At 68.7% G+C, this 22,873-nt stretch carries 25 protein-coding genes; 16 read left to right on the top strand and 9 right to left on the bottom strand.

Annotated elements, in window-relative coordinates; translation table 11 throughout:
• Nucleotide 1: 1 nt before the first annotated feature.
• A complete protein-coding gene (locus tag AC6LJ5_RS07930) occupies nt 2–775 on the bottom strand; it encodes a GntR family transcriptional regulator (RefSeq protein ID WP_392409894.1) in 774 nt (257 codons plus the stop codon).
• 376 nt (nt 776–1,151) lie between these two features.
• On the opposite strand from AC6LJ5_RS07930, the gene AC6LJ5_RS07925 reads away from it, so the two are divergent.
• A complete protein-coding gene (locus tag AC6LJ5_RS07925) occupies nt 1,152–2,108 on the top strand; it encodes a 2-hydroxyacid dehydrogenase (RefSeq protein WP_103276558.1) in 957 nt (318 codons plus the stop codon).
• A 309-nt stretch (nt 2,109–2,417) separates the two neighbouring features.
• Here the strand turns inward: AC6LJ5_RS07925 and AC6LJ5_RS07920 are convergent, their stop codons facing one another.
• From AC6LJ5_RS07920 to radA, 3 genes are all read right to left on the bottom strand, one after another.
• Nucleotides 2,418–2,684, bottom strand: coding sequence for a hypothetical protein (locus tag AC6LJ5_RS07920; protein ID WP_103275182.1), 267 nt, complete (start codon nt 2,682–2,684; stop codon nt 2,418–2,420).
• A gap of 165 nt (nt 2,685–2,849) precedes the next feature.
• A complete protein-coding gene (locus AC6LJ5_RS07915) occupies nt 2,850–3,677 on the bottom strand; it encodes a sulfite exporter TauE/SafE family protein (protein ID WP_498140206.1) in 828 nt (275 codons plus the stop codon).
• Nucleotides 3,678–3,686: 9 nt separating this feature from the next.
• Nucleotides 3,687–5,048 carry a DNA repair protein RadA gene (gene radA, locus AC6LJ5_RS07910; RefSeq protein ID WP_392409898.1) on the bottom strand — a complete coding sequence of 454 codons (1,362 nt, stop codon included), beginning with the start codon at nt 5,046–5,048 and terminating at the stop codon, nt 3,687–3,689.
• Between the two features lie 102 nt (nt 5,049–5,150).
• On the opposite strand from radA, the gene AC6LJ5_RS07905 reads away from it, so the two are divergent.
• The 3 genes from AC6LJ5_RS07905 (at nt 5,151) to hpaR (ending at nt 6,694) form a co-directional block, all read left to right on the top strand.
• Entirely contained in the window at nt 5,151–5,396 is a 246-nt protein-coding gene (locus AC6LJ5_RS07905; RefSeq protein ID WP_158658451.1) for a hypothetical protein, read from the top strand.
• 87 nt (nt 5,397–5,483) lie between these two features.
• Nucleotides 5,484–6,113, top strand: a complete 630-nt coding sequence (locus AC6LJ5_RS07900) for a hypothetical protein (protein WP_103275185.1) — start codon at nt 5,484–5,486, stop codon at nt 6,111–6,113.
• Nucleotides 6,114–6,253: 140 nt separating this feature from the next.
• Nucleotides 6,254–6,694: a homoprotocatechuate degradation operon regulator HpaR gene (hpaR, locus tag AC6LJ5_RS07895; protein WP_103275186.1), complete on the top strand. Its 441-nt coding sequence runs from the start codon at nt 6,254–6,256 to the stop codon at nt 6,692–6,694.
• A 30-nt stretch (nt 6,695–6,724) separates the two neighbouring features.
• Here hpaR and hpaD read toward each other — a convergent pair whose 3' ends face one another.
• Nucleotides 6,725–7,576, bottom strand: coding sequence for a 3,4-dihydroxyphenylacetate 2,3-dioxygenase (gene hpaD, locus AC6LJ5_RS07890; RefSeq protein WP_498140205.1), 852 nt, complete (start codon nt 7,574–7,576; stop codon nt 6,725–6,727).
• A 51-nt stretch (nt 7,577–7,627) separates the two neighbouring features.
• The gene (hpaE, locus tag AC6LJ5_RS07885; RefSeq protein WP_498140204.1) at nt 7,628–9,094 is read right to left on the bottom strand and encodes a 5-carboxymethyl-2-hydroxymuconate semialdehyde dehydrogenase; all 1,467 of its coding nucleotides are present in this window, start codon (nt 9,092–9,094) and stop codon (nt 7,628–7,630) included.
• A 240-nt stretch (nt 9,095–9,334) separates the two neighbouring features.
• Here hpaE and AC6LJ5_RS07880 point away from each other — a divergent pair, with 240 nt between their 5' ends.
• From AC6LJ5_RS07880 to hpaI, 4 genes are read left to right on the top strand one after another with little or no spacing between them, the layout of a single operon-like run.
• Entirely contained in the window at nt 9,335–10,369 is a 1,035-nt protein-coding gene (locus AC6LJ5_RS07880; protein WP_103275189.1) for a fumarylacetoacetate hydrolase family protein, read from the top strand.
• A gap of 23 nt (nt 10,370–10,392) precedes the next feature.
• Nucleotides 10,393–11,142 carry a fumarylacetoacetate hydrolase family protein gene (locus AC6LJ5_RS07875; protein ID WP_103275190.1) on the top strand — a complete coding sequence of 250 codons (750 nt, stop codon included), beginning with the start codon at nt 10,393–10,395 and terminating at the stop codon, nt 11,140–11,142.
• Between the two features lie 25 nt (nt 11,143–11,167).
• Nucleotides 11,168–11,971 (top strand): 2-oxo-hept-4-ene-1,7-dioate hydratase, encoded by an 804-nt coding sequence (gene hpaH, locus AC6LJ5_RS07870; RefSeq protein WP_392409903.1) that lies wholly within the window; start codon nt 11,168–11,170, stop codon nt 11,969–11,971.
• An 11-nt stretch (nt 11,972–11,982) separates the two neighbouring features.
• A complete protein-coding gene (hpaI, locus tag AC6LJ5_RS07865; protein ID WP_392409904.1) occupies nt 11,983–12,783 on the top strand; it encodes a 4-hydroxy-2-oxoheptanedioate aldolase in 801 nt (266 codons plus the stop codon).
• Nucleotides 12,784–12,858: 75 nt separating this feature from the next.
• Here hpaI and AC6LJ5_RS07860 read toward each other — a convergent pair whose 3' ends face one another.
• Both AC6LJ5_RS07860 and alr read right to left on the bottom strand, forming a co-directional pair.
• A complete protein-coding gene (locus tag AC6LJ5_RS07860; RefSeq protein WP_103275193.1) occupies nt 12,859–13,578 on the bottom strand; it encodes an SDR family oxidoreductase in 720 nt (239 codons plus the stop codon).
• A 230-nt stretch (nt 13,579–13,808) separates the two neighbouring features.
• Nucleotides 13,809–14,936: an alanine racemase gene (gene alr, locus AC6LJ5_RS07855; protein ID WP_103275194.1), complete on the bottom strand. Its 1,128-nt coding sequence runs from the start codon at nt 14,934–14,936 to the stop codon at nt 13,809–13,811.
• Nucleotides 14,937–15,274: 338 nt separating this feature from the next.
• On the opposite strand from alr, the gene hpnC reads away from it, so the two are divergent.
• Genes hpnC through hpnE form a run of 3 tightly spaced genes read left to right on the top strand, consistent with a single transcriptional unit; the run spans nt 15,275 to nt 18,319 of the window.
• A complete protein-coding gene (gene hpnC, locus AC6LJ5_RS07850; protein WP_498140203.1) occupies nt 15,275–16,105 on the top strand; it encodes a squalene synthase HpnC in 831 nt (276 codons plus the stop codon).
• 31 nt (nt 16,106–16,136) lie between these two features.
• Nucleotides 16,137–17,000, top strand: coding sequence for a presqualene diphosphate synthase HpnD (hpnD, locus tag AC6LJ5_RS07845; protein WP_103275196.1), 864 nt, complete (start codon nt 16,137–16,139; stop codon nt 16,998–17,000).
• On the top strand, nt 16,997–18,319 hold the full coding sequence (gene hpnE / locus AC6LJ5_RS07840) for a hydroxysqualene dehydroxylase HpnE (RefSeq protein WP_498140202.1): 1,323 nt from the start codon (nt 16,997–16,999) through the stop codon (nt 18,317–18,319). The genes hpnD and hpnE overlap by 4 nt, the downstream gene beginning before the upstream one ends.
• A 96-nt stretch (nt 18,320–18,415) precedes the next feature.
• On the opposite strand, the gene crcB is transcribed toward hpnE, so the two are convergent.
• Complete coding sequence (crcB, locus tag AC6LJ5_RS07835; RefSeq protein WP_103275198.1) at nt 18,416–18,808, bottom strand: fluoride efflux transporter CrcB; 393 nt, start codon at nt 18,806–18,808, stop codon at nt 18,416–18,418.
• Between the two features lie 229 nt (nt 18,809–19,037).
• On the opposite strand from crcB, the gene AC6LJ5_RS07830 reads away from it, so the two are divergent.
• The 5 genes from AC6LJ5_RS07830 to AC6LJ5_RS07810 all read left to right on the top strand — a co-directional run.
• A complete protein-coding gene (locus AC6LJ5_RS07830) occupies nt 19,038–19,658 on the top strand; it encodes a PepSY-associated TM helix domain-containing protein (RefSeq protein WP_498140201.1) in 621 nt (206 codons plus the stop codon).
• A 26-nt stretch (nt 19,659–19,684) separates the two neighbouring features.
• The gene (locus tag AC6LJ5_RS07825; protein WP_212313350.1) at nt 19,685–20,200 is read left to right on the top strand and encodes a DUF2271 domain-containing protein; all 516 of its coding nucleotides are present in this window, start codon (nt 19,685–19,687) and stop codon (nt 20,198–20,200) included.
• A 50-nt stretch (nt 20,201–20,250) separates the two neighbouring features.
• Nucleotides 20,251–21,054, top strand: a complete 804-nt coding sequence (locus tag AC6LJ5_RS07820; protein WP_498140200.1) for a DUF4198 domain-containing protein — start codon at nt 20,251–20,253, stop codon at nt 21,052–21,054.
• Nucleotides 21,055–21,077: 23 nt separating this feature from the next.
• Nucleotides 21,078–22,106, top strand: a complete 1,029-nt coding sequence (locus AC6LJ5_RS07815; RefSeq protein ID WP_498140199.1) for an FAD:protein FMN transferase — start codon at nt 21,078–21,080, stop codon at nt 22,104–22,106.
• Between the two features lie 5 nt (nt 22,107–22,111).
• The coding region (locus AC6LJ5_RS07810; protein ID WP_498140225.1) for a flavodoxin domain-containing protein at nt 22,112–22,873 on the top strand (762 nt) is incomplete at its 3' end.

The raw sequence follows: 22,873 nt of genomic DNA, 5'->3' as shown, positions 1-22,873 counted from the left end.
TTCAGATGCACAGACGCAGCCCGCCCGCGGGCAAGAACAGCTGCTGGTAGAAAACCGGCTGCCCGGCGGAGGTGCTCCCCATTATTTCCACATGGGTGCCATAGACCTTTCCAGACATATCGAGCTCGCCGACGATGCTCTTTGGAAGCGCCACGGTGCGAACCGACTTGATGACATTGGATGCCGAAACCTTATATATTTTCTTGGTCAATTGCACGAAATTCTCTCCTTTCATGCTGTCCAGGTCGGCCTCCATGAAATACGGAAATCTGTTTACGTCCGCAAAGTACTGACTGATGAATGCATAGTCTTCGGCGACGATCTTTCTATCAAGGCGAACGATCTCGCAATCGTTGGCATCACCACGCAACCAATGCGCCCACAGCGCATCGGACTCGACCTGAATCCGCCGCAACACCGTGCTCGTCATGGGAACGAATCGGGTCCCGTCAACCGAGAGCACTCGATAAATCCATGGCTCCCCCAAGCGCTTCTCTCTGGGAATAATGAACGTCCCAGCCCCTCTTTTTCTCTGGACGTACCCGCTGCTGACCAACGAGCCGACGGCCTTTTGAATCGTTCCGAGACTGAACGGAACCAGCGCCGCCATCTCCTGCTCGGTGGGGAACTTCTCCCCATCGCGCCAGTAACCGTCCTCGATCGCGGCGATGAAAACCTCTTTGAGATACTCGTGCTTTACGGGGTTGTCTGATACCTGAACCTGATACAACTCGAAGAAATTATTGGATTTCATATTAGACAACGCATCTTTCATATCCGGCTTGCGACGCGACTCACTCAGACCAGGCCGATTGGCCTGTCCGCCCCTGCGGAGCCGCATTCATTTTGGAAAACCAAGATCAAAAATATTCTGAATATCCGGGAATCCATATGGCTGGACTCCCCTCCCCCCGAACAATAACCCAGACCGATGGGCCCGGCGCATTCAATAGCCCGCAGGGCCGAACAACCGATGAAAAGCATCGACGCCGCGCCCGTCGTTCGCAAGGCCGGACACAGCGCGGGCGCCACGCCATGGGACGCGCGACAGTCCAAGATGGACAAGGAGCCAGCAGCCTCCTGAGGCCGCCCCCGGCCACTGCGCCCGAATCAAGTAGCATGGACCTTTCGCCACCCACTTGTACGACAACATGACCACCAAGCCTCGCATCATCCAGGTCGGTTCGCTGGCCGGTTCCCCCTCCGCCAACCAGACCTTGGCCGACCGCTACGACGTCGTCGAACTCTGGAAATTCCCCGACCGCAAGGCCGCCCTGGCCGAACACGGCAAGGGCATCACGGCCATCGTCACCTCGGCCAACTTCGGCGCCAATGCCGAGCTGATCAACGCCCTGCCGGACCTGAAGGCCATCTGCAGCTGGGGCGTGGGCTATGAAACCATCGACGTGGCGGCGGCGCAGGCGCGCGGCGTGCAGGTCAGCAATACGCCCGACGTGCTGACCGACTGCGTGGCGGACCTGGCCTGGGGCCTGTTGATCGCGGCGGCGCGCCGCATGGGCCAGGGCGAACGCTTCGTGCGCAGCGGGCAGTGGGGCCAGATTCACGGCAGCATTCCGCTGGGCATGCGCGTCAGCGGCAAGAAGCTGGGCATCGTCGGCCTGGGCCGCATCGGCGACGCCATCGCCAAGCGCGGCGCGGGCTTCGACATGCAGGTGCGCTATCACAACCGCAGGAAGCGCGACGACGTGGCATACGGCTACGAAGCCTCGCTGGTCGAACTGGCGCGCTGGGCCGATTTCCTGATCGTGGCCACGGTGGGCGGCGCGGGCACGCGCCATCTGGTGAACCAGGAAGTGCTGGAAGCGCTGGGGCCCAAGGGCATCGTCGTGAACATCGCGCGCGGCCCGGTCATCGACGAAACCGCGCTGGTCGCCGCGCTGGAAGCGGGCAAGCTCGGCTGGGCCGCCCTGGACGTGTTCGAGCACGAGCCCAAGGTGCCGCAGGCGCTGCTGGGCAGCGACCAGGCCGTGCTGCTGCCGCATATTGGCAGCGCCACGCTGGAAACGCGCCAGGACATGGAAAACCTGATGCTGGAGAATCTGCGCGCGTTCTTCGAGACGGGCCGCGTGGTGACGCCGGTGGAGTAGGTCCCCCCCGAGCGCTGCGCGCTCCCCCCAGGGGCGCAGCAGCGGACCGGAGGGTGAGCCCACCCCAAAGCGCTACGCGCTTTCCCCTCAAGGGGCGCCGCTGCGGCCCGGCGAAGCCGGCTCCGCGCGGCCCCGCTTGGGGGCACCTGGTTCTTGCAAGCGAAGTTGATGCGTAGCAGTTGTGCCGGGACACCGGAATGAAAAAAGCCTCCCGGCGCCCATACCGGGAGGCTTTTGAGTTTCCGGGCGGCGACGGCGCCGCGTCGGAATCTCTTTTGCAAAGGAACTGCGGGTGTGGCCCGCGCCGGCTTACTTGGCCGGCGTGGTCGCCGGCGTCATCGCGCCGGCCTTGTCGGTCTTGTCCATCTTGTCGGACTTGGCGGCGGCGGGCTTGGCGGCTGCCGGCTTGGCCGAGGTCTTGTCGGCCTTGTGGTGTTTGCCCGTGTGTTCCATCTGACTCTTGGTTTCGCCCGGCTTGGCGGTCGCGTCCGCGGCGAAGGCCGCCGGCGCCGCCGCGAGACCCAGGCACAGCGCCGAGGTGGAAAGGAACGCGGCAATACGGGAGTGGGTCGTCATGTCATGTACTCCTGAATGATCAAAGGCCCAGGGCCTTCTTCCAGCAAGGTGCGGCGAGGTGTTCACCGCAAGCCCCGTACTTCGTTGGAATGCAGACCGGCGCGAAGGTTCTGCGCGGAACCAGAAATTTTCCCGCGCTAACGCTTGGTCATGAGATCGTGACAATCATGCTTCGAATGCCAGCAGCGCAACCGTGGCGAACAGCATGAGCGCGAAGCAGGCTCTCAGCCGGCGTTCAGGCAGACGATAGGCCAGGCGCACGCCCACCGGCACGAAGGCGAGGCTGCCCACGGCCAGCGGCGCGCCCACCATCCAGTTGGCCTGCCCGGCCCAGGTGTACGTGATGAGCGCGATGGTGGAGCCGGGTATCACCATGCTCAGGGCCAGCGCCTGCGCGGTGGTTTGCGGCAGGCGGAACACCGAGGTGATGATGGGCACGGCCAGCACCGCGCCGCCGACGCCGAAGAATCCACCGAGCGTGCCGCACAGCATGCCCAGCGCGCTGGCGCGGCGCGGCGTGAAGACAGGCGCGGCGGTCTGCGGCGAAGCCTCCTTGCTTGCGTTCTTGTTCCGATCCTTGCGCGCGCCCTTGCCGGCATCGCGGGCCGCCGTCGACCTCGAGGCGCGCCAGGTCTGCCATACATAGAACAGCGCGATGAAGAACAGGAACACCGCGAAGCTCAGGCGCAGGCTGCTTGAGTCGATGCCCAGCGCCAACCGCGCGCCGAACCAGGTGAACACGACCGCGCCCGCCGCGCCGGCCGCGGCCACGCGCTTGTCGATCCGCACCTGCTGGTTGTACTTGCGCACGGCCATCATGATGGTGGGCAGCACCATGATCAGCGCCGTGCCCTGCGCCAGCTGCTGCGGCATGTCCATCAGCAGCACCAGCGCCGGAATCGCGATCAGCCCGCCGCCGATGCCCAGCACGCCGCCCATGAAACCGATGAGGCCGCCCGCGGCCAGGCACAGCACGATGACGAACAGATTCACAAGCGATCCTCAGCGCAACTTGTCCAGCGCGGCGTCGAGCCGGTCGACCGCCCAGATCTCCAGGCCCTCGATGGGCTGGCGCGGCGCGTTGGCCTTGGGGATCAGCGCCACGCTGAAGCCCAGTTTGGCGGCCTCGCGCAAACGCTCTTGTCCGCGCGGCGCGGGCCGGATTTCGCCGGCCAGGCCGACTTCGCCGAACGCGATCAGTCCGCGCGGCAGCGGCCGGTCGCGCAGCGACGACATGATGGCGAGCAGCACCGGAAGGTCGGCCGCCGGCTCGGTGATGCGCACGCCGCCGACGGCGTTGACGAACACGTCCTGGTCGAAGGTGGACACGCCCGCGTGCCGGTGCAGCACCGCCAGCAGCATGGCCAGGCGGTTGCCTTCCAGGCCCACGGTCAGGCGCCGCGGATTGGGCGCGTGCGAGCTATCCACCAGCGCCTGGATCTCGACCAGCAGCGGCCGCGTGCCTTCCTGCGTGGCCATCACGCAGGAGCCGGCGACCTGCTGCTCGTGCTGCGACAGGAACAGCGCGGACGGATTGGCCACGCCGCGCAGGCCACGGTCGGTCATGGCGAACACGCCCAGCTCGTTGACCGCGCCGAAGCGGTTCTTGAACGCGCGCACCAGCCGGTACGAGGAATGCGTGTCGCCCTCGAAGTACAGCACCGTGTCGACGATGTGCTCCAGCACGCGCGGCCCGGCCAGCGCGCCGTCCTTGGTGACGTGGCCGATCATGACGATGGCGATGCCGGTCTGCTTGGCCAGCCGCGTCAGCTGCGCGGCGCATTCGCGCACCTGCGACACCGAACCGGGCGCGGCGGTCAGCTCGCCGCTGTACAGCGTCTGGATCGAGTCGATCACGGCCACCGTCGGCTTCTGCTCGGACACGGCGGCCTGGATCGCCTCCAGCCGGATCTCGGCCAACAGGTTGACGTTGCCGGTGGCCAGGCCCAGCCGGCGGGCGCGCAGCGCGACCTGCTCGGCCGATTCCTCGCCGGTAACGTACAGCACCGAGGTGGTCTCGGACAGGGACGCCAGCGCCTGCAGCAGCAGCGTGGACTTGCCGATGCCGGGGTCGCCGCCGATCAGCACCACGGCGCCGGCCACCAGGCCGCCGCCCAGCACACGGTCGAATTCATCGAGGCCAGTAGGCTGGCGCGGCGTCTCGCGGGCCTCGATCTCGGACAGGCTGCGCACCGGACTGCTGCTGGCCAGCGGCGCATACCGGTGGGCCGCCGCCGACGGGGCGGACGACTCCACGGTTTCCTCCAGCGTGTTCCAGGCATTGCAGTGCGGGCATTTGCCCTGCCACTTCGGGGTGGTGCCGCCGCATTCGGCGCAAACGTAGACGGTTCGATTCTTTGCCATCCCCCAGAGTTTACCGATATCCCTTCCCCTGCTTGGCGCTCGCGGCCACGGCATGTGGACGATTTCGCGTCACCAACCAGCACGGATGCCCCGGCTTGGTGCATGGATCTTTCAACAGACTTTCGAAAACCACAAGAATTCGAGAAACTGGGGGCCAGATACAAGAAATTAACTGCCGGATTTTTGCAAATCGCGCATAATCAGGCGATCACACGCAACGACAATCCGCCGGCCTTTAAGGCGGTGCCGGCGCCCGGTCCTGGTCCGGGCGCAATGGCGAAATCGCCGCGTGATCGCTGGGCGGCTTTCCAGGACGCCGCACTAAACCGGAACACGACCCAAGCCTGACGAGACCGCCGGACCACCGGCGCGGCGAACGCGAAGGTCAAACGTGCATGCGCCTTGCCACCGGGCGCATCCGCGAGGAGTACGCGCATGAGCACTACGTATCGCCCCCCATTCGACGAAGACGACGAGCTGGACCTGCGCGCCCTGTACCGTAAGACCAGATCCGGCAGTCCGGAACTGGACGCGGCGGTACGACGCAGCTGGCATCCCGGACATAGCTGGCACCCAGGCTGGGCCGCCGCCGCCTGCGCCTTCCTGGTCGCCGGCCTGTTCACCTGGACCAACATGCGCGAGAACGCCGACGCGCCGGACAGCAATCCGATCGCGCAACTGATGGCGCCCAGCGAATCAGGGACGGATAAAGATCGCCCCGCCGCCGCCGAGTCCGCCGTCGCTCAGCCCCAGGAAGCGCCGGCCGTGCAGCGCGCCGCGCTGCCCGCGCCGGAGTCCGCATTGCCGCCACAACAGGCCGCCCCCGCGGCCGAAGCGTCAGCGCCTGGCGCCGCCCAGCCCGAGGCGGCCGCGCAGGAACCCGCCCAGGCGCAGGCGGCCCTGAGCGACGAAGAGATCGAGTCACGGCTGGCTCATATCCGCAGCCTGATGCAGGACGATCAACAGGAAGATGCCGCGCACGCGCTGCAGGAACTGCGCCAGGCCGTTCCCGACCTGACCGTACCGGACGACCTGCAGGAACTGGCCCAGCAGCATCCCGCCTGACCGTCGTCCCGGTCCAGGCACGGGCGGCGCAAGGCCGCCTGACCATACCTGTCATCCTCCTTACGCCGGACCCCTGTTTCATGCGGGTCCGGCGAGAAATTGCGGGTAAGAACCGGCGGCTTCTTGCTAACATAGCCGCCATGAGTCCGAGCTTCCACCACCGCAATCTCCCCCATCTGCTGCTGTACGCGCGCGAAACCCTGATGGCACATTTCCGGCCCTTGCTGCATGCGGCCGGCGTCACCGAACAGCAGTGGCGGGTCCTGCGCACGCTGAGCGAAGTCGGCTCGATGGAGCCCAATCAGATCGCGCGCAGCTGCCAGATCCTCAGCCCCAGCCTGACCCGCATGCTGGCCGGCATGGAAGAGCAAGGCCTGATCAAGCGCGCGCGTTCCAGCCAGGACCAGCGCCGCCAGGAAATCTCGCTGACGTCCAAGAGCAACAAGCTGATCGACCGCATGCGACCGCAGGTCGACGCCAAGTACGAAGAACTCGAAGCCCGCATCGGCAAGGAACTGCTGGACCGGCTCTACCGCGATGTGGACGCCATGGTCGAGCAGGTCCGCCGCGACGCGGAGTAAGGCCGGCGGGCGCCGGTCCGCGCCGCGCGCTCAGGCCGGCACCGGAAAGACCGCGTTCAGCTGGCCCGTGCCGGAGCTGGCGAAGTACTCGGTGACGATCTCCGCCGGCTGGTCGTAGGCATCCCAGCCCAGCAGGCCCAACAGCATGGCGGTATCGTGCATGCCGCCCTCGCCCACGCACAGGTCCGCGTATTCCGGCAGCATGGCGCAAAAGGTCTTCCAGTCGCCCTGGCGCCACAGCTCCACCACGCGCAAGTCCACCTGCCGGAAGAACTCCCGGCTGATCTCGTGCATGGTGGCTTCGCCGCTGCCGTTGTCGTTGAAGCGATGCGACAGCGAGCCGCTGGCCAGCACCGCCACACGGCTGTCGCTCTGCTCGATCGCCTGGCGCAGCGCGGCGCCGAAGCGTCGGCTGTCCTCCAGCGTGTGCCAGGCGCACCAGGCAGCCACCGACACCACCTTGAAACGGTCGTCGCCGTTCATGTAGCGCATCGGCACCAACGTGCCGTATTCCAGTTCCAGGCTGCCGATTTCGTGCGCGCGCGTACCCACGCCCGCCGCGTTGGCGCATTCGGCGATGCGGCGGCCCAGTTCGGGATCGCCACGGTAGGCGTAGCGCATGTCCTTGATGAAATGCGGCAGCTCGTTGCTGGTGTAGCAGCCCTCGAAGCGATCGTTGCAATTGATGTGATAGCCGGCGTTGACCAGCCAGTGCACGTCCAGCACCACCATCGTGTCCACATCGAGTTCGCGGCAACGCCGGCCGATCTCCCGATGCCCCTGGATCGCCGCCTCTCGGCAACCCTGATGCTTGCCGGGCATTTCCGACAGATACATCGACGGCACATGCGTCACCTTGGCCGCCAGCGCGAGCTTGCCCATGGTGTTTGTCTCCTGGTTCTGGTCTTGTGTTGTGGGGATATGAAGGACGGCCTACACGCCCCAGCGCGGGATGTGATGGCTGCCCATGGAAACGCAGACGTTCTTGACCTCGGCGAATACCTCGTAGCTGTATTCACCGCCTTCCCTGCCCGTGCCCGATTCCTTGGTGCCGCCGAAAGGCTGGCGCAGGTCGCGCACGTTCTGGCTGTTGATGAACACCATGCCGGCCTCGATGCCGCGCGCCAGCCGATGCGCGCGGCCGATATCGCGGGTCCAGATGTAGGACGCCAGTCCGTACTTCACATCGTTGGCCAGCGTCAGGCCGTCGACCTCGTCCTTGAAGGGCAGCAGGCAGGCGACCGGGCCGAAGATCTCTTCCTGGGCGCAGCGCATGCGGTTGTCCACGTCGGCCAGCACCGTGGGACGCACGAAATTGCCGCCAGCCAGCCGCGCCGGCAGGCCGGCGGGCAGTTCCGGACCGCCCGCCAGCACGCGGGCGCCCTCTTCCTCGGCCAGACGGATGTAGCCAGTGACCTTTTCCCAATGCTGGCGCGTGATCATCGAACCGACATGGGTATGCTCGTCGGTCGGGTCGCCCACCACCAGCCGGTTCGCGCGCTCGGCGAAGCGGCGCACGAAATCGTCGTAAATGGTTTCCTGCACGAAGATGCGCGAGCCCGCGGTGCAGCGCTCGCCGTTGAGCGAGAAGATGGTGAACAGCGCCGCGTCCAGCGCGCGCTCGACGTCGGCGTCGTCGAACACCAGCACCGGCGACTTGCCGCCCAGCTCCATCGAGTATTTCTTGACGCCGCCGGCGCTGGCCAGGATCTTCTTGCCGGTGACGGTGCCGCCGGTGAACGAGATGGCGCGCACGCCCGGGTGACGCACCAGCGCATCGCCCGCATCGGCGCCATAGCCCTGCACCACATTCAGCACGCCGGGCGGAATGCCTGCCTCCAACGCCAGCATGCCGAGCTGGTCGGCGGTCAGCGGCGACAGCTCCGACATCTTCAGCACCGCCGTGTTGCCCAGCGCCAGGCACGGCGCCGTCTTCCAGGTGGCGGTCATGAAGGGCACGTTCCACGGCGAGATCAACGCGCACACGCCCACCGGCTGATACAGCGTGTAGTTCAGCATCTGGTCGTCGACCGGATAGGTGTGGCCGTTCATGCGGGTGCAGACTTCGGCGAAGAAATTGAAGTTCTCCGAGGCGCGCGGAATCAGCTGCTTGCGCGTCTGCGAGATCGGCAGGCCGGTGTCGCGCGTTTCCAGCTCGGCCAGCATGGGCACGTTCTGATCGATCAGCTCGCCCAGCCGGCGCATCAGGCGGGCGCGCTCCTTGGCGGGCGTGTTGGCCCACTTGGGAAAGGCCTCGGCGGCGGCCGCCACGGCCGCGTCGATCTCGGCCTGGCCGCCGGCGGCGACCTCGGCGATGGCCTCGCCCGTGGCCGGGTTATAGGTGACAAATCGATCCTTGCTGTCGACCTGCCTGCCGTTGATCCAATGCTTGATGCTCACGCTCGACTCCTGGCTGCGGACCGGCGCGCGGGTGGCGCCACGCGGTCGGACATATCCTATTAGTTAACTCGTTAACATTATTCTCGAAGACCCAGGCCTGTCAACAGCCAGCGGCCCGCAGCGGGAAATCCCCAAGGCCGTTCGTGACGCTGGCGCATTGCCGCTGGCGGGCTTTTTCACTATCATTAATTAACATGATAACTACTTAGCACGGAGGGGAACCCCGTTCCCGCAACCGCCATGCCGCATATCTGGATCGAGTATTCAGGCAACCTGGACCTGGACACGCGCGCGCTGATGCGCACCGTGCAGGATGCCGCCATCGGCGACGGGTCGCTGTTTCCGCTGGCCGGCGCGCGCACCCGCGCCGTCAGGATCGACGACTGCCTGATCGTCGACGGCCATCCCGACAATGCCTTCGTCCACGTGCTGCTGCGCATCGGCCACGGCCGCAGCGACGCGCAGAAGTCCGCGCTGGGGGAACGCGTGTTCCGGGCGCTGACCGACGCCATGGCGGCGCAGATGGCGGCGCGGCCGCTGGGCCTGTCGCTGCAGATCGAGGAAGCGGATCCGGTGCTGAACTACAAGCTCAACAACTACCGCGACTACCTGAAGGCGCGCGCCGAGGCCGCGCTGCGGCCGCCGCGCACCGTGGTCGGCGCGGCGCTCAACTACCGGCAGCAGCTGGAGGCGCTGGGCGAAGCCGCGCACGCCCCGCCCTACCAGCGGCCGCCGCAAGCCCCCGTGCTGTATATCAAACCCGCCAACACCCACGCGCAGGACGGCGACGCCATCCTGGTGCCGGCCGACGTGGCCGAGGTGCAGGTGGGCGCCTGCCTGGGCATCGTGTTCGGCCGGACGGCCACGCGCGTCAGCGCGGCACAGGCGCTCGACTACGTGGCGGGCTACCGGGTGGTGGCCGACCTGTCCGAGCCGCACGCCAGCTACTTCCGGCCCGCGCTCAAGCAGCAGTGCCGCGACGGCTTCTGCCCCATCGGCCGGGACCTGACGCCCGCCGCATCGGTCGCCAATCCCGACGCGCTGGACATCGAGGTGCTGGTTGACGGCCAGACCGCGCAGCGCGCCACCACCGCCGACCTGGTCCGCCCGGTGGCGCGGCTGATCGCCGATGTGACCGCCTTCATGAGCTTCGAGCCGGGCGACATCCTGCTCGCGGGCGTACCCGCCGGCGCGCCGCGCCTGCGGGCCGGCCAGCGCTACGAGATCCGCATCGCCGGCGTCGGCTCGCTGGCCAACCGCCTGCAGGCGGCCTGAATCCTTCCCCTATCGGACCCGCCATGAAACACGCCCGCATCGTCCTGGACGGAATCGTCCACGCCGCCACCGAAGCCGGCCCCGGCCTGGTGCGCCTGCCGGACGGCCGCGTCCTGGCCGAGGACCAGGTCCAGTGGCTGCCGCCCATCGAGCCGCGCACCACCTTCACCCTGGCCATCAACTACGCCGACCATGCCAAGGAACTGGCCTTCAAGGCCCCTGCCGAACCGCTGGGCTTCCTGAAGGCCGCCAACACCTTCGTCGGCCACCGCGCCCGCACTTTCCGTCCAGCCGACGTGGCGTTCATGCATTACGAGTGCGAGCTGGCCGTGGTTATCGGCAAGACCGCCCGCAATGTGCGCCGAGATCAGGCCTACGACCATGTGGCCGGCTACACCGTGGCCAACGACTACGCACTGCGCGACTACCTGGAGAACTGGTACCGCCCCAACCTGCGCGTCAAGAGTCGCGACACCTGCACGCCGCTGGGCCCCTGGCTGGTGGACCGCGACGACATCCCGGACCCCATGAACCTGACGCTGTCCACCCACGTCAACGGCGTGCGCACCCAGCTCGGCAACACGCGCGACATGGTGTTCGACGTGCCCGCGCTGATCGAGTACTTCAGCAGCTTCATGACGCTCTCGCCCGGCGACCTGATCCTGACCGGCACGCCCGACGGCATCGTCAACGTGAAGCCCGGCGACGAGGTCGTGACCGAAATCGAAGGGGTGGGAAGACTGGTCAACACCCTGGTCCCCCTGCCCGCCTGACATCCTCCACTCCTGGAACCTCTCCATGCTGGACACCGCCACCGTGCGCGCCCTCGCGGCGCGCCTGCACGAAGCCGAACGCACCCGGACGCAGATCCGCCAGATCTCGCTCGACCATCCCGACATCGGCATCCCCGATGCCTACGCCATCCAGAAGGCCTGGATGGAAATCAAGCTGGCCGAGGGGCGCGTCAAGCGCGGCCACAAGATCGGCCTGACCTCGCGCGCCATGCAGCAGGCCTCGCAGATCGACGAACCCGATTTCGGCATGCTGCTGGACGACATGTTCTTCCAGGACGGCGCCGAGATTCCCGCCGGCCGCTTCATCCTGCCGCGCCTGGAGGTCGAGCTGGCCTTCGTGCTGGGCAGGCGCCTGCAAGGCCCGAACGTCACGCTGTTCCAGGTCTACGACGCGGTGGACTACGTGATCCCTGCGCTGGAGATCATCGACGCGCGCTCGCACGGCATCGATCCCGACAGCAAGCGGCCGCGCAAGGTCTTCGACACCATCGCCGACAATGCCGCCAACGCCGGCGTGGTGCTGGGCGGGCGACCAGTGAAAATCGGCGAGCTGGACCTGCGCTGGATCGGCGCCATCCTGTCGCGCAACGCCGTCATCGAGGAGACCGGCGTGGCCGCCGGCGTCTTGAATCATCCGGCCAATGGCGTAGTATGGCTGGCGAACAAGCTGGCCGCCCATGACGTGGCGCTGGAAGCGGGCGAGATCATCCTGTCGGGTTCCTTCACCCGGCCGGTCGCGGCCCGCGCCGGCGACACCTTCAACGTCGACTACGGCGTGCTCGGCTCCGTCAACTGCCAATTCATCTGAGCCCGTCGTACATGGACATCCTGACCAATCCCTTCAAGCAGGCGCTGCGCGCCGGCAAGCCCCAGATCGGCCTGTGGGCCGGCCTGGCAAGCGCCTATACGTCCGAGATCTGCGCCGGCGCCGGCTTCGACTGGCTGCTGATCGACGGCGAGCACGCCCCCAACACGCTGCAGACCACGCTGGCGCAACTACAGTCGGTGGCCGCCTATCCGGTCGCGCCGGTGGTGCGCCCGGCCTGGAACGACCCCGTGCAGATCAAGCAGATCCTGGACACCGGCGCGCAGACGCTGCTGGTGCCCATGGTGCAGTCGGCCGAGGAAGCCGCCGCCGCCGTCGCCGCGGTGCGCTATCCGCCCGCCGGCATCCGCGGCGTGGGCAGCGCGCTGGCCCGCTCCTCGCGCTGGAACCGCATCCCCGACTACCTGACGCGCGCCAACGATCAAATGTGCGTGCTGGTGCAGATCGAAACCCCGCGCGCCGTCGACGCGCTGGATGACATCCTGGCGGTGGACGGCGTGGATGGCGCCTTCATCGGCCCCGCCGACCTGTCCGCCAACATGGGCTACCTGGGCCAGCCCGACCATCCCGAGGTCACGCAGGCCATCGACGAGGCCATCCGCCGCATCGTGCAGAGCGGCAAGGCCGCCGGCATCCTGCACAGCAATGTCGAGCGGGCCAGGCACTACCTGTCGCTGGGCGCCAGCTTCGTGGCGGTGGGCGTGGACGCGGTGCTGCTGGCGCGCGCCGCCGAACGGCTGGCCGGCGAGTTCAAGAACGTCGCGGCGCCAGCGCCCGCCAAGGGACCGTACTAGCGCCATCGTCTGCGGACCGCCCATGAAAAACGCGCACCCACGGTGCGCGTTTTTCATGCCAGGGCCGACACAGGCTCAGGTGCGTCCGCCCAGGCTGCCGCCCCCATCCACGCCCAGCACCTGGCCGGTGATGAAGCCGGCGTCGTCGGACAGCAGGAAGGCGATGGCGGCCGCCACTTCGGCCGGCGCGCCCAGGCGCTTCATCGGCACGGAGGCCAATGCGCGCTTCTCGGCGTCGCTGCCGGCGGGACGAGTGGCGCGGAACATCTCGGTCTCGATCGGGCCCGGCGCCACCGCGTTGACGGTGATGCCGTACTCGGCCAGTTCCAGCGCCCAGGTGCGGGTACAGCCGACCAGCGCGCTCTTGGCCGCCGAATAGGCGGTGCGCTCCAGGCCGCCGTGGATGGCGCGGCTGCACACGTTGACGATACGGCCCGCGCGGCGCACCTTCATCGATTCGACGAAGGCCTGCGTCACCTGCACCGCCACGCGCACGTTCAGATCCAGCACGCTGTACAGCGAGGCCAGGTCGATCTCGCCCAACGGCTGCGGCGTCACCAGGCCAACGTTGTTGACCACCGCGTCCACGGGGAATTTGTCGCGGATCTCGCGCAGCACTTCCTCGGTGCGGCCGGCGTCGGACAGATCACAGGCATACAGGTAGCCGGGGAAATCCACGTCGGTGGTGTTGCGCGCGATACCGACCACGTGGCAGCCCAGATCGGACAGCCGCTGGGTCAGCGCCCAGCCTATGCCCTTGGTGGCTCCCGTGATGAGCACGCATTTGTCCTTCATGGATCGAAACCTCGCAGTCTGTTTTCTGGGGTGAAAACGGGCGCATGAGCGCCCGGTTTTCAATTTACAAATTCAAGTAGACACCATCCGGGGCCGGCTGTCTTGTAAATTGCGTAGCAATTCTTGCCCGGCGTACACCCCGCGCCAAAGCGGAGCCCGCGCCCGCCACGGGGCGCCTCGCGCCAGCGCGCGCGGAACGAAAAACGGACCGACTCCGGGCCGTGGCCGCTTCAGGGTTCGCGGATGACCGGCACGCGCGGCGCCACCGCGCACAGCAACTCGTAGCCGATGGTGCCGGCGGCCTGCGCCACCTCGTCCACCGACGGGCCGTCCTCGCCCCAGAGCGAGACCGGCGAGCCCACGCCGGCGGCGGGCACCGGGTCCAGATCGACCATCAGCATGTCCATGGACACCCGCCCAACCAGCTGGGTGCGCACGCCTGCCACCATGACGGGCGTGCCGGTGGAGGCGTGCCGGGGATAGCCGTCGGCGTAACCGCAGGCCACGACGCCGATGCGCATGGCGCGCTCGGCGCGGAAAATGGCGCCGTAGCCGACCGAATCGCCGGCCTTGAGTTCCTGCACCGCGATGATCTCGGAACGCAGCGACTGGGCAGGCCGCAGGCCGAAGGAGGCCGCGTCCGCGTCGGCGAAGGGCGAGGCGCCGTACAGGCAGACGCCCGGCCGCACCCAGTGCGCCTGGGTCTCGGAACCGACGGCGATTTCCGCGAAGCGCAGCGTGGCGGCGGAATTGCAGACGCTGACCGCGCCCGGGAATCTGTGCGTCACCGAATTGAACAGGCCCAGCTGCTCGTTGACGCCCTGCGGACCATCGGCGCAGGCGAAATGGGTCATCTTGCCGACCGAGCCCAGCACGCCCTGCTGCTGCAGAAGCTGGGCGCGCTCGAAGGCCGCCGGATAGGCCGCCGGGCTGAAACCCAGCCGGTTCATGCCGCTGTTCAGCTTGAGCATGATGTCCACCTTGCGCGAGAGGCGCGCCCGCGCCAGCATGTCGAGCTGCTCGCGGTGATGCACGCTGGTGCTCAGGTGATAGCGGTCGACGATGTCCAGGTCGGCGGGTTCGAAGAAACCCTCCAGCAGCAGGATCGGACCGCCCCAGCCGGCCTCGCGGCAGCGCACCGCCTCGTCCAGGTCCAGCATCGCCAGCCCCTGCGCCGAGGAGAACCCCGCCACCGCCTGTTCGATGCCGTGGCCGTAGGCATTGGCCTTGATGACGGCCCAGATGGACGGCGGCAGGCCCTGGGCCGCCGCGGCGGTCTGATCCAGGTGGCGGCGCACCGTGGCCAGGTTGTGGGTAAGCGCGGAAACGGAAATGGTGGCGGATATGGGACGCGGCATGATGGCGAAATCCTGAGCAGAGGGGAGTATATCCCCCCCCGAGGCGCCTGCGGCGCTTCCCCCCAGGGGGCGCTGCGCGCGGACCGGCGGAGCCGGATCCGCGGCTGCCCCGATCGGGCCGGCGGCTGGCGAAGACCCGCCCCCTTGCGCCTCCTTCCGTCAGCGCCCAGGCATATGCCGGCGCACCTTGGCGAGATGTAGCCGATCGTCCCCACCGGCGAATGCGCAAGGGATTACTACAATGAGGGCCAGGACATGAGGTCCGGCATATATTTGGCTGGACACAACCCCGGCACGGCCCCCGACGGGCCGGCGCCGCCAGACCGCAACACAGGACCATGCCCATCGATCACTACGAGAACTTCCCCGTCGCCTCGCTGCTGCTGCCGCGCAGGCTGCGCGGCGCCGTGACCGATATATACCGGTTCGCCCGCGCCGCGGACGACATCGCCGACGAAGGACCCGCCAGCGACGCCGAACGGCAACAGCAGCTGGCGGCCTTTCGCGCCGAGCTGCACCGCATCGGCGCCGAGCCGGGCGCCACGCCCGCCCCCGGCGATCCAGCGCTGGCGCGGATATTCGGGCCGCTGGCGGCCACCATCGCGTGCCACCAGCTGCCGATCACGCCGTTCTACGACCTGCTGTCGGCCTTCGAACAGGACATCGCCGTCACGCGCTACCAGGATTACGCCTCGCTGCTGGACTACTGCACGCGCTCGGCCAATCCGGTCGGCCGGCTGATGCTGCATCTGTTCCACGCCGCCAGCCCGCAGAACCTGGAACAATCCGACGCCATCTGCACCGGCCTGCAACTGGTCAATTTCTGGCAGGACGTGCGCGTCGACTGGCACAAGCACCGCGTCTACCTGCCCCAGGAAGACCTGCGCCGGCATGGCGTCTCCGAGGAAGACCTGGCCGCCGCCCGGCTGACGCCCGCCTGGCGCGAACTGATGGCCTTCCAGGTGGAGCGCACGCGCGCGCTGCTACACTTCGGCGCTCCGCTGGCGCGCCGGCTGCCGGGCCGCATCGGCCTGGAGCTGCGCATGGTGGTGCAGGGCGGGCTGCGCGTGCTCGAACGCATCGAGGCCGGCGGCTACGATGTATTCATGAACCGCCCCGAACTGGGCGCCAAGGACTGGGCCATCATGCTGTGGCGCTCCATCAAGTAAGCAACAAGACAAGCAACAGGCCCCGCCGAATATGACCCCTGACGAATACTGCCAGGACAAGGCCGCCAAGAGCGGCTCCAGCTTCTACTACTCGTTCCTGTTCCTGCCGCCCGAGCGCCGCCGCGCGATCACCGCGCTGTACGCTTTCTGCCGCGAGGTCGACGACGTGGTCGACGAGTGCACCGACCCCTCGCTGGCCCGCGTCAAGCTGGCTTGGTGGCGCACCCAGATCGACCAGATGTTCGAAGGCAAGCCCGAGCACCCGGTGACGCTCGCGCTGCGGCCGCACCTGCAGAGCTGTTCGATCACGCGCGAGCGGCTGCTGGCGGTGGTCGACGGCATGGAAATGGACCTGGACCAGACCCGCTACCTGGACTGGCCGGGCCTGCGCAAATACTGCTGGCACGCCGCCGGCGTGGTGGGCGAGCTGTCGGCCGGCGTGTTCGGCTACAGCGACCCGCGGACCCTGGTCTACGCCGAGAAGCTGGGCCTGGCGTTCCAGATGACCAACATCATCCGCGACGTGGGCGACGACGCCCGCCGCGGCCGCATCTACATCCCGGTCAACGACATGCAGCAGTTCGAGGTCAAGGCCTCGGACATCCTCAATGGCGAATACTCCGAGCGCTTCTCGGCGCTGATGAAGTTCCAGGCCGACCGCGCCCGCGAGCTGTACCGCGAGGCCATGCGCAGCCTGCCCGAGGCCGACCGGCGCGCGCAGCGGCCGGGCCTGATGATGGCGGCCATCTATCACGCGCTGCTCGACGAGATCGAGCGCGACAACTGGCAGGTGCTGCACCAGCGCATTTCGCTGACGCCCCTGCGCAAGCTCTGGCTGGCCTGGAAAACCTGGGTGGGCGGCGGCCGCGGGCTAGTCCGCCGGCTGGCGCGGTGAAGGCCGCGGTCATCGGCGCGGGCTGGGCCGGCCTGGCCGCCGCCGTGGCGCTGCGCGAGGCCGGCGCCAAGGTCACTGTCTTCGAAGCCGGCCACACGCCCGGCGGACGCGCGCGGCGCGTCTTCCACGGCGAATTCGACACGCCGCTGGACAACGGCCAGCACCTGCTGTCCGGCGCCTACCGCCACACGCTGGCGCTGATGCGGCGCGTCGGCCGCAACCCCGACGCCCTGCTGATGCGCCGCCCGCTGCGGCTGGCCAGCCTGGACGGCCGCTTCCGCCTGTCGGCCCCGCGCCTGCCGGCGCCCTTGCATCTGGCCGTGGCCGTGCTGGGCGCGCGCGGCCTGTCCTGGTCCGACCGCCTGGGCATGCTGCGCCTGATGCGCGGACTCAAGGCCATGTCCTGGGCGCCGCCGCGCGAATGGACCGTGCTGCAGCTGCTGCGCCACTACGCGCAATCCGACACCCTGATCCGCCAGCTATGGGATCCGCTCTGCCTGGCCGCGCTGAACACGCCCACCGCCCAGGCCAGCGCCGGGCTCTATGCGCGCGTGCTGCGCGACAGCCTGGGCGGCAGGCGCGAAGCCAGCGACCTGCTGCTGCCCTGCACCGACCTGTCGGCGTTGTGGCCGGACGCCGCCGCGCGGCACCTGACCATGCGCTACGGCAACACGGTGCGCCAGCTGCAGCCCTCGCAAGACGGCGTGGTCGTCAACCAGGAGCGCTTCGACGCCGCCGTGCTGGCCGTGCCGCCCGCCTTCGCCGCGCGCCTGCTGGACGCGCCGCTGCGCGAGGCCGGCGCCGGCGGCCTGCTGGACGCGCTCAAGTCCTTCGACTACCTGCCGATCGCCACGCTGAATCTCCGGCTGGCCGGCCCCTGGCGCCTGCCCGAACCCATGATGATGCTGCGCGAGGATCCCGCGCGCGGCCATCTGGGCCAATGGCTGTTCGACCGCGCGCGCCTGGTCGGTGACGACAAGACAGGCGAGCTGGCCGTCGTGGCCCGCGCCGCCGTCGGCGTGGCCGAGCGCAACCGCCAGCCGGTGATCGAGGCCCTGATCGACCAGGTGGCCGAGCAGGCGGCCCGCCACCCCGCGCGGCTGCCGCCGCTGCCCGAGATCCGGGCGGCCGAACTGTTCATCGAAAAACGCGCCACCTTCGCCGCCGTGCCGGGCCTGACCCGGCCGCTGAACACCACGCCCTGGCGCGCGCTGGCGCTGGCCGGCGACTGGACCGACACCGGCTATCCCGGCGTGCTGGAAGGCGCGGTGATGAGCGGGCTGGCCGCCGCCAGGACGCTCAACCCGCGCGCCGCATGAGGCGCGCGGGTTGATTGCGCATCGGTGGCTTGCATGCCGCCGGATCCGGCGACGGTCCGCTCCGAAGGCGAGCGCGAAACGCCTGCGCCGACGAATTCAGCGGAACAACGCCGCCGTCGCCAGCCCTGCCCCCGTCAGCAGCAGCGAACCTGCCAGGCTGATGCCGGCATAGCCCAGCGCGCTGCCATAGGCGCCGCGTTCCAGCATGGCCACGGTCTCGGCGGAAAAGGTCGAGAACGTGGTCAGGCCGCCCAGAAAGCCGGTGATGGCGCCCAAACGCACCCAGGCCGGCCATTCCGGATGCGCCGTCACCAGCGCGAGCAGCAGGCCGATCAGATACCCGCCGACGAGGTTCACGGCCAGCGTGCCCCAGGGCCAGGACTCGATGTTCAGCCATAGTCCGGCCAGCCAGCGGGCCCACGCGCCCAGCGCGGCGCCCAGGCCGACGGCCAGGAAGTTCAGGGGAATCAGGGTCTGGTATGCGGACATGGGATCGAAAAGCCGCGCGGTTCGGGCTGGATGGATTGCACCGTAGCAGTATGCCGAAAAACTCCGATCCCGCGCCAATCGCCCCGTTCCGGCGCTCGCCATGATTCCGCCGTCGCCCCCGCGGCACGCCGCGAAACCGGTTGAAATGGCAGCGTGATCTTTCTTCCTTCACTTATAAGATTCATTCTCATTAAGTGCTAGAATCCGGCGCTGCGCTTCCCACGATCACATGGACAGTCATCTCCCCTCCCGGCGCCGGGCCTACTGGCTCAAGACGCTGCACCAATGGCACTGGATCAGTTCGGCGATCTGCCTGCTGGGCATGTTGCTGTTCGCGGTCACGGGGCTGACGCTGAACAACGCTTCCCATATCGAATCGAAGGCCGTGGTCACCACGCGCCATGCCACGCTGCCGCAAGACGCGCTGCGCCAGCTCGCGCCCGGCCGGAAGAAGGCGCCGCTGCCCGACGCCGTGTCGCGCTGGCTGGACCGCGAACTGGACACGTCCACCGCCGGCAAGCCGGCCGAATGGTCCGCCGATGAAATCTACCTGTCGCTGCCGCGCGCCGGCGGCGACGCCTGGCTGTCGATCGACCTGACCAGCGGCGACATCGAATACGAACGCACCGACCGGGGCTGGATCTCGTACCTGAACGACCTGCACAAGGGCCGCAACACCGGCCTGGCCTGGAGCTGGTTCCTGGACGTGTTCGCCGTGGCCTGTCTGGTCTTTTCGCTGACCGGGCTGGTGCTGCTGAAACTGCACGCCGGCAACCGCGCCGCGACCTGGCCCATGGTCGGCCTGGGGATCGTGATCCCCGTGGTGCTGGCCCTGCTCTTCATCCATTGATTCAACGATCCGCCCTGGAGACATCCATGCGCAAGCTATTGCTGCCGGCCCTCGTGGCCGGACTGATCGCCCGGACCGCCAACGCGGCCGACCTGGGCCTGTCCATCGAGGTGCCGCGCCTGGACGTGGCCGAATACCACCGCCCCTATGTGGCGATCTGGATCGAGAACCCCGACCAGAGCGTGGCCGCCGACCTGGCCGTCTGGTACGACGTGGCCAAGAAGAACAACGAAGGCACCGAATGGCTCAAGGACATGCGCCAGTGGTGGCGCCGCAGCGGCCGCAACCAGCAGTTCCCGGTGGACGGCGTGAGCGGCGCGACCAAGCCCGCCGGCAAGCACGCGCTGGCCTTCAATGCCGCCGCCAAGCCGCTGGCCCAGCTCAAGCCCGGCCAGTATGCCGTGGTGGTGGAAGCGGCCCGCGAGGTCGGCGGCCGCGAGCTGCTGCGCATCCCCTTCCAATGGCCGCCGCAGAAGGCCGAACAGCTGAGCGCGCGCGGCGAGCATGAGCTGGGCGCCATCGCGCTGGACCTGAAGCCGTGATGAACCGCAATACGAACGCCAACGCCCAATCGACCACGAGGAGCGCAACCATGAAGCAATCCGTCAAACACCTGGCCGCCGCCCTGGCGCTGTGCCTGCCCTTCGCAGCCGGCGCGCACGACGTCTGGGTCGTGCCGTCCTCCACCGTGCTGTCGGGCGCCGACAGCTGGATCACCGTGGACGCCGCCGTCGGCAACGACAAGTTCCACTTCAACCACGCGCCGCTGCGCCTGGACGGCCTGGCCGTGACCGCGCCGGACGGCTCGGCCGCCGAGGCCGAGAACCTGAACCGCGGCAAGCTGCGCAGCACCTTCGACCTGCAGCTCAAGCAGAGCGGCACCTATCGCGTGGCCGTGGTCAACGACGGCGTGTTCGCGCGCTGGAAGGAAGACGGCAAGCCCAAGCGCTACTTCGGCAAGCCCGAGGGCCTGGCCCAGGCCGTGCCCGCCAAGGCCGACGAGCTGGAAGTCTCGCAAAGCCTGGGCCGCGTCGAGACCTTCGTCACCGCCGGCAAGCCCAGCGCCGTCAAGCCCGTAGGCCGAGGCCTGGAACTGGCGCCCGTCACGCACCCGAACGACCTGTACGCGGGCGAGAACGCCACCTTCCAGATGCTGCTGGACGGCAAGCCCGCCCCGGACCTGGAAATGACCATCGTGGCCGGCGGCATCCGCTACCGCGACCAGGTCGGCGAGATCAAGGCCAAGACCGACAAGGACGGCAAGTTCTCGGTCAAGTGGCCCCAGCCCGGCCTGTACTGGGTCGAGGCCGGCATGGAAGACGCCAAGGTCAGCGTGCCGCAGGCCAAGAAGCGCCGCCTGTCCTACGCCGGCACCTTCGAAGTGCTCAAGCCCTGATCCGGTTGAAGGCCCAGGCCGCCATGTCCGCGCCCGCGTCCTACGCGCCCCGGGGCGCGCCCGCGCCCGTGGTGCGCGTGGCCTACGCCGCCCTGCCCTCGCGGCCGGCCCCGCAGGCCGCCGCGCTGGCGGGCGCCACCATGGGCACCACCTGGTCGGCCCGGCTGGCGCTGCCCGCGGGCTGCGCCGAAACCTCCGCGCGCCAGGCCATCCAGGCCGCGCTGGACGAGGTGGTGGCCGAGATGAGCACCTGGGAAGACCACAGCGACATCACCCGCTACAACCGCGCCGGCCCCGGCTGGCGCGCGCTGCCCGCCGGCTTCTGGCACGTGCTGACGCACGCGCTGGCGCTGGCCGAAGAAAGCGGCGGCGCCTATGACCCCACCGTCGGCCCGCTGGTCAACGCCTGGGGCTTCGGCCCGCACCAGCGCGCCTTCGAACCGCCCTCGCCCGCCGCCGTCGAAGCGGCCCGCGCGCGCTGCGGCTGGCGACGCGTGAAGCTGGACCCCGAACGCCGCGCCGCCTGGCAGGAAGGCGGCACCTACCTGGACCTGTCCTCGATCGCGAAGGGCCATGGCGTGGACCGCGCCGCGCAGGCGCTGGACGCGCTGGGCGCGACCGGCTATCTGGTGGAAGTCGGCGGCGAGCTGCGCGCGCGCGGCCTGCGGCCCGACGGCCAGCCCTGGCGCGTGGCCGTGGAAGTGCCCGACGCCAGCGACGCCCACGCGTTGGCGCTGCCGCTGCGCGACCTGAGCATCGCCACCTCGGGCGACTACCGCCGCCACGCCGGCAGCGGCGACGCGCGCTACGCCCACACCATCGACCCGCGCGACGGCCAGCCCGTGCGCAACGGCGTGGCCTCGGTCACCGTGCTGCACGCCGACTGCATGCAGGCCGACGCGCTGGCCACGGCGCTGACCGTGCTGGGCGAAACCGAGGGCCTGGACCTGGCCCGCCGCCACGGACTGGCGGCGCTTTTCATCCTGCGCGAAGCCGGCGGCTTCCGGCTCGCCGCCACCCCGGCGTTCCAGGCGCTGGCCGCGCAATCTTGAACGCCATGACCCTGCGCCTGACCGCCACGGCCGGCGTGGTGCTGTGCTGGCTGCTGCTATGCGCCTGGGCCTGGCGCCGCGCACGCCGCGAGCGCGCGCGCGAAACGCGGGCCCGCCAGGCGCTGGACCAGCCGCCGCCGCGCGCCGCCGTGCTCGTCGCGCACGCCAGCCAGACCGGCTGCGCCGAGACGCTGGCCGGCCAGACCGCCGACTCGTTGCGCGCCGGCGGCCTGGACGTGCGCGTCGCGGCGCTGGGCCAGCTCGACCTGGCGCGGCTGCGCGGCTACGAACGCGTGCTGTTCGTGGCCAGCACCTACGGCGAAGGCGATCCGCCCGACGCCGCCGCCGCCTTCGCCAGCCTGATGCAGCCGGCCGCCGCCGGCGCGGCGCCGCAACTTCCGGGCCTGCGCTACGCCGTGCTGGCGCTGGGCGACAGCGAATACGCGCAGTTCTGCGGCTTCGGCCGCGCGCTGGATGAATGGCTGCGCGCACAGGGCGCGCAGCCGCTGTTCGACCGCGTCGACGTGGACAACGGCGACGCCGCCGCGCTGCGCCACTGGCAACATCATCTGGGCCTGCTGGCCGGCCGCGGCGACTTGCCCGACTGGGAAACGCCGGCCTACGAACCCTGGCGTCTGCAAAGCCGCGAACGACTCAACCCGGACAGCCAGGGCGGCCCCTGCTACCTGCTGACGCTGGCGCCGCCGCCCGGCGCCGCGCCCGCCTGGCAGGCCGGCGACATCGCCGAGATCGGCCCGCGCCGCGAA

Source organism: Achromobacter sp. 1011791174 (assembly GCF_059760925.1).
Note: the sequence above shows the minus strand (reverse complement) of the source record. Positions and strands in the feature narration are given on the sequence as shown.

Coding starts and splice junctions, on each gene's coding strand:
- AC6LJ5_RS07900 (WP_103275185.1), top strand. CDS start 5,484: ATGAGCACTACGTATCGCCCCCCATTCGACGAAGACGACGAGCTGGAC.
- AC6LJ5_RS07860 (WP_103275193.1), bottom strand. CDS start 13,578: ATGAAGGACAAATGCGTGCTCATCACGGGAGCCACCAAGGGCATAGGC.
- alr (WP_103275194.1), bottom strand. CDS start 14,936: ATGCCGCGTCCCATATCCGCCACCATTTCCGTTTCCGCGCTTACCCAC.
- hpnD (WP_103275196.1), top strand. CDS start 16,137: ATGACCCCTGACGAATACTGCCAGGACAAGGCCGCCAAGAGCGGCTCC.
- AC6LJ5_RS07825 (WP_212313350.1), top strand. CDS start 19,685: ATGCGCAAGCTATTGCTGCCGGCCCTCGTGGCCGGACTGATCGCCCGG.
- AC6LJ5_RS07875 (WP_103275190.1), top strand. CDS start 10,393: ATGAAACACGCCCGCATCGTCCTGGACGGAATCGTCCACGCCGCCACC.
- hpaI (WP_392409904.1), top strand. CDS start 11,983: ATGGACATCCTGACCAATCCCTTCAAGCAGGCGCTGCGCGCCGGCAAG.
- AC6LJ5_RS07830 (WP_498140201.1), top strand. CDS start 19,038: ATGGACAGTCATCTCCCCTCCCGGCGCCGGGCCTACTGGCTCAAGACG.
- hpaD (WP_498140205.1), bottom strand. CDS start 7,576: ATGGGCAAGCTCGCGCTGGCGGCCAAGGTGACGCATGTGCCGTCGATG.
- AC6LJ5_RS07925 (WP_103276558.1), top strand. CDS start 1,152: ATGACCACCAAGCCTCGCATCATCCAGGTCGGTTCGCTGGCCGGTTCC.
- hpaH (WP_392409903.1), top strand. CDS start 11,168: ATGCTGGACACCGCCACCGTGCGCGCCCTCGCGGCGCGCCTGCACGAA.
- AC6LJ5_RS07905 (WP_158658451.1), top strand. CDS start 5,151: ATGGATCTTTCAACAGACTTTCGAAAACCACAAGAATTCGAGAAACTG.
- radA (WP_392409898.1), bottom strand. CDS start 5,048: ATGGCAAAGAATCGAACCGTCTACGTTTGCGCCGAATGCGGCGGCACC.
- hpnC (WP_498140203.1), top strand. CDS start 15,275: ATGCCCATCGATCACTACGAGAACTTCCCCGTCGCCTCGCTGCTGCTG.
- AC6LJ5_RS07880 (WP_103275189.1), top strand. CDS start 9,335: ATGCCGCATATCTGGATCGAGTATTCAGGCAACCTGGACCTGGACACG.
- AC6LJ5_RS07820 (WP_498140200.1), top strand. CDS start 20,251: ATGAAGCAATCCGTCAAACACCTGGCCGCCGCCCTGGCGCTGTGCCTG.
- AC6LJ5_RS07815 (WP_498140199.1), top strand. CDS start 21,078: ATGTCCGCGCCCGCGTCCTACGCGCCCCGGGGCGCGCCCGCGCCCGTG.
- crcB (WP_103275198.1), bottom strand. CDS start 18,808: ATGTCCGCATACCAGACCCTGATTCCCCTGAACTTCCTGGCCGTCGGC.
- AC6LJ5_RS07930 (WP_392409894.1), bottom strand. CDS start 775: ATGAAAGATGCGTTGTCTAATATGAAATCCAATAATTTCTTCGAGTTG.
- AC6LJ5_RS07920 (WP_103275182.1), bottom strand. CDS start 2,684: ATGACGACCCACTCCCGTATTGCCGCGTTCCTTTCCACCTCGGCGCTG.
- hpaR (WP_103275186.1), top strand. CDS start 6,254: ATGAGTCCGAGCTTCCACCACCGCAATCTCCCCCATCTGCTGCTGTAC.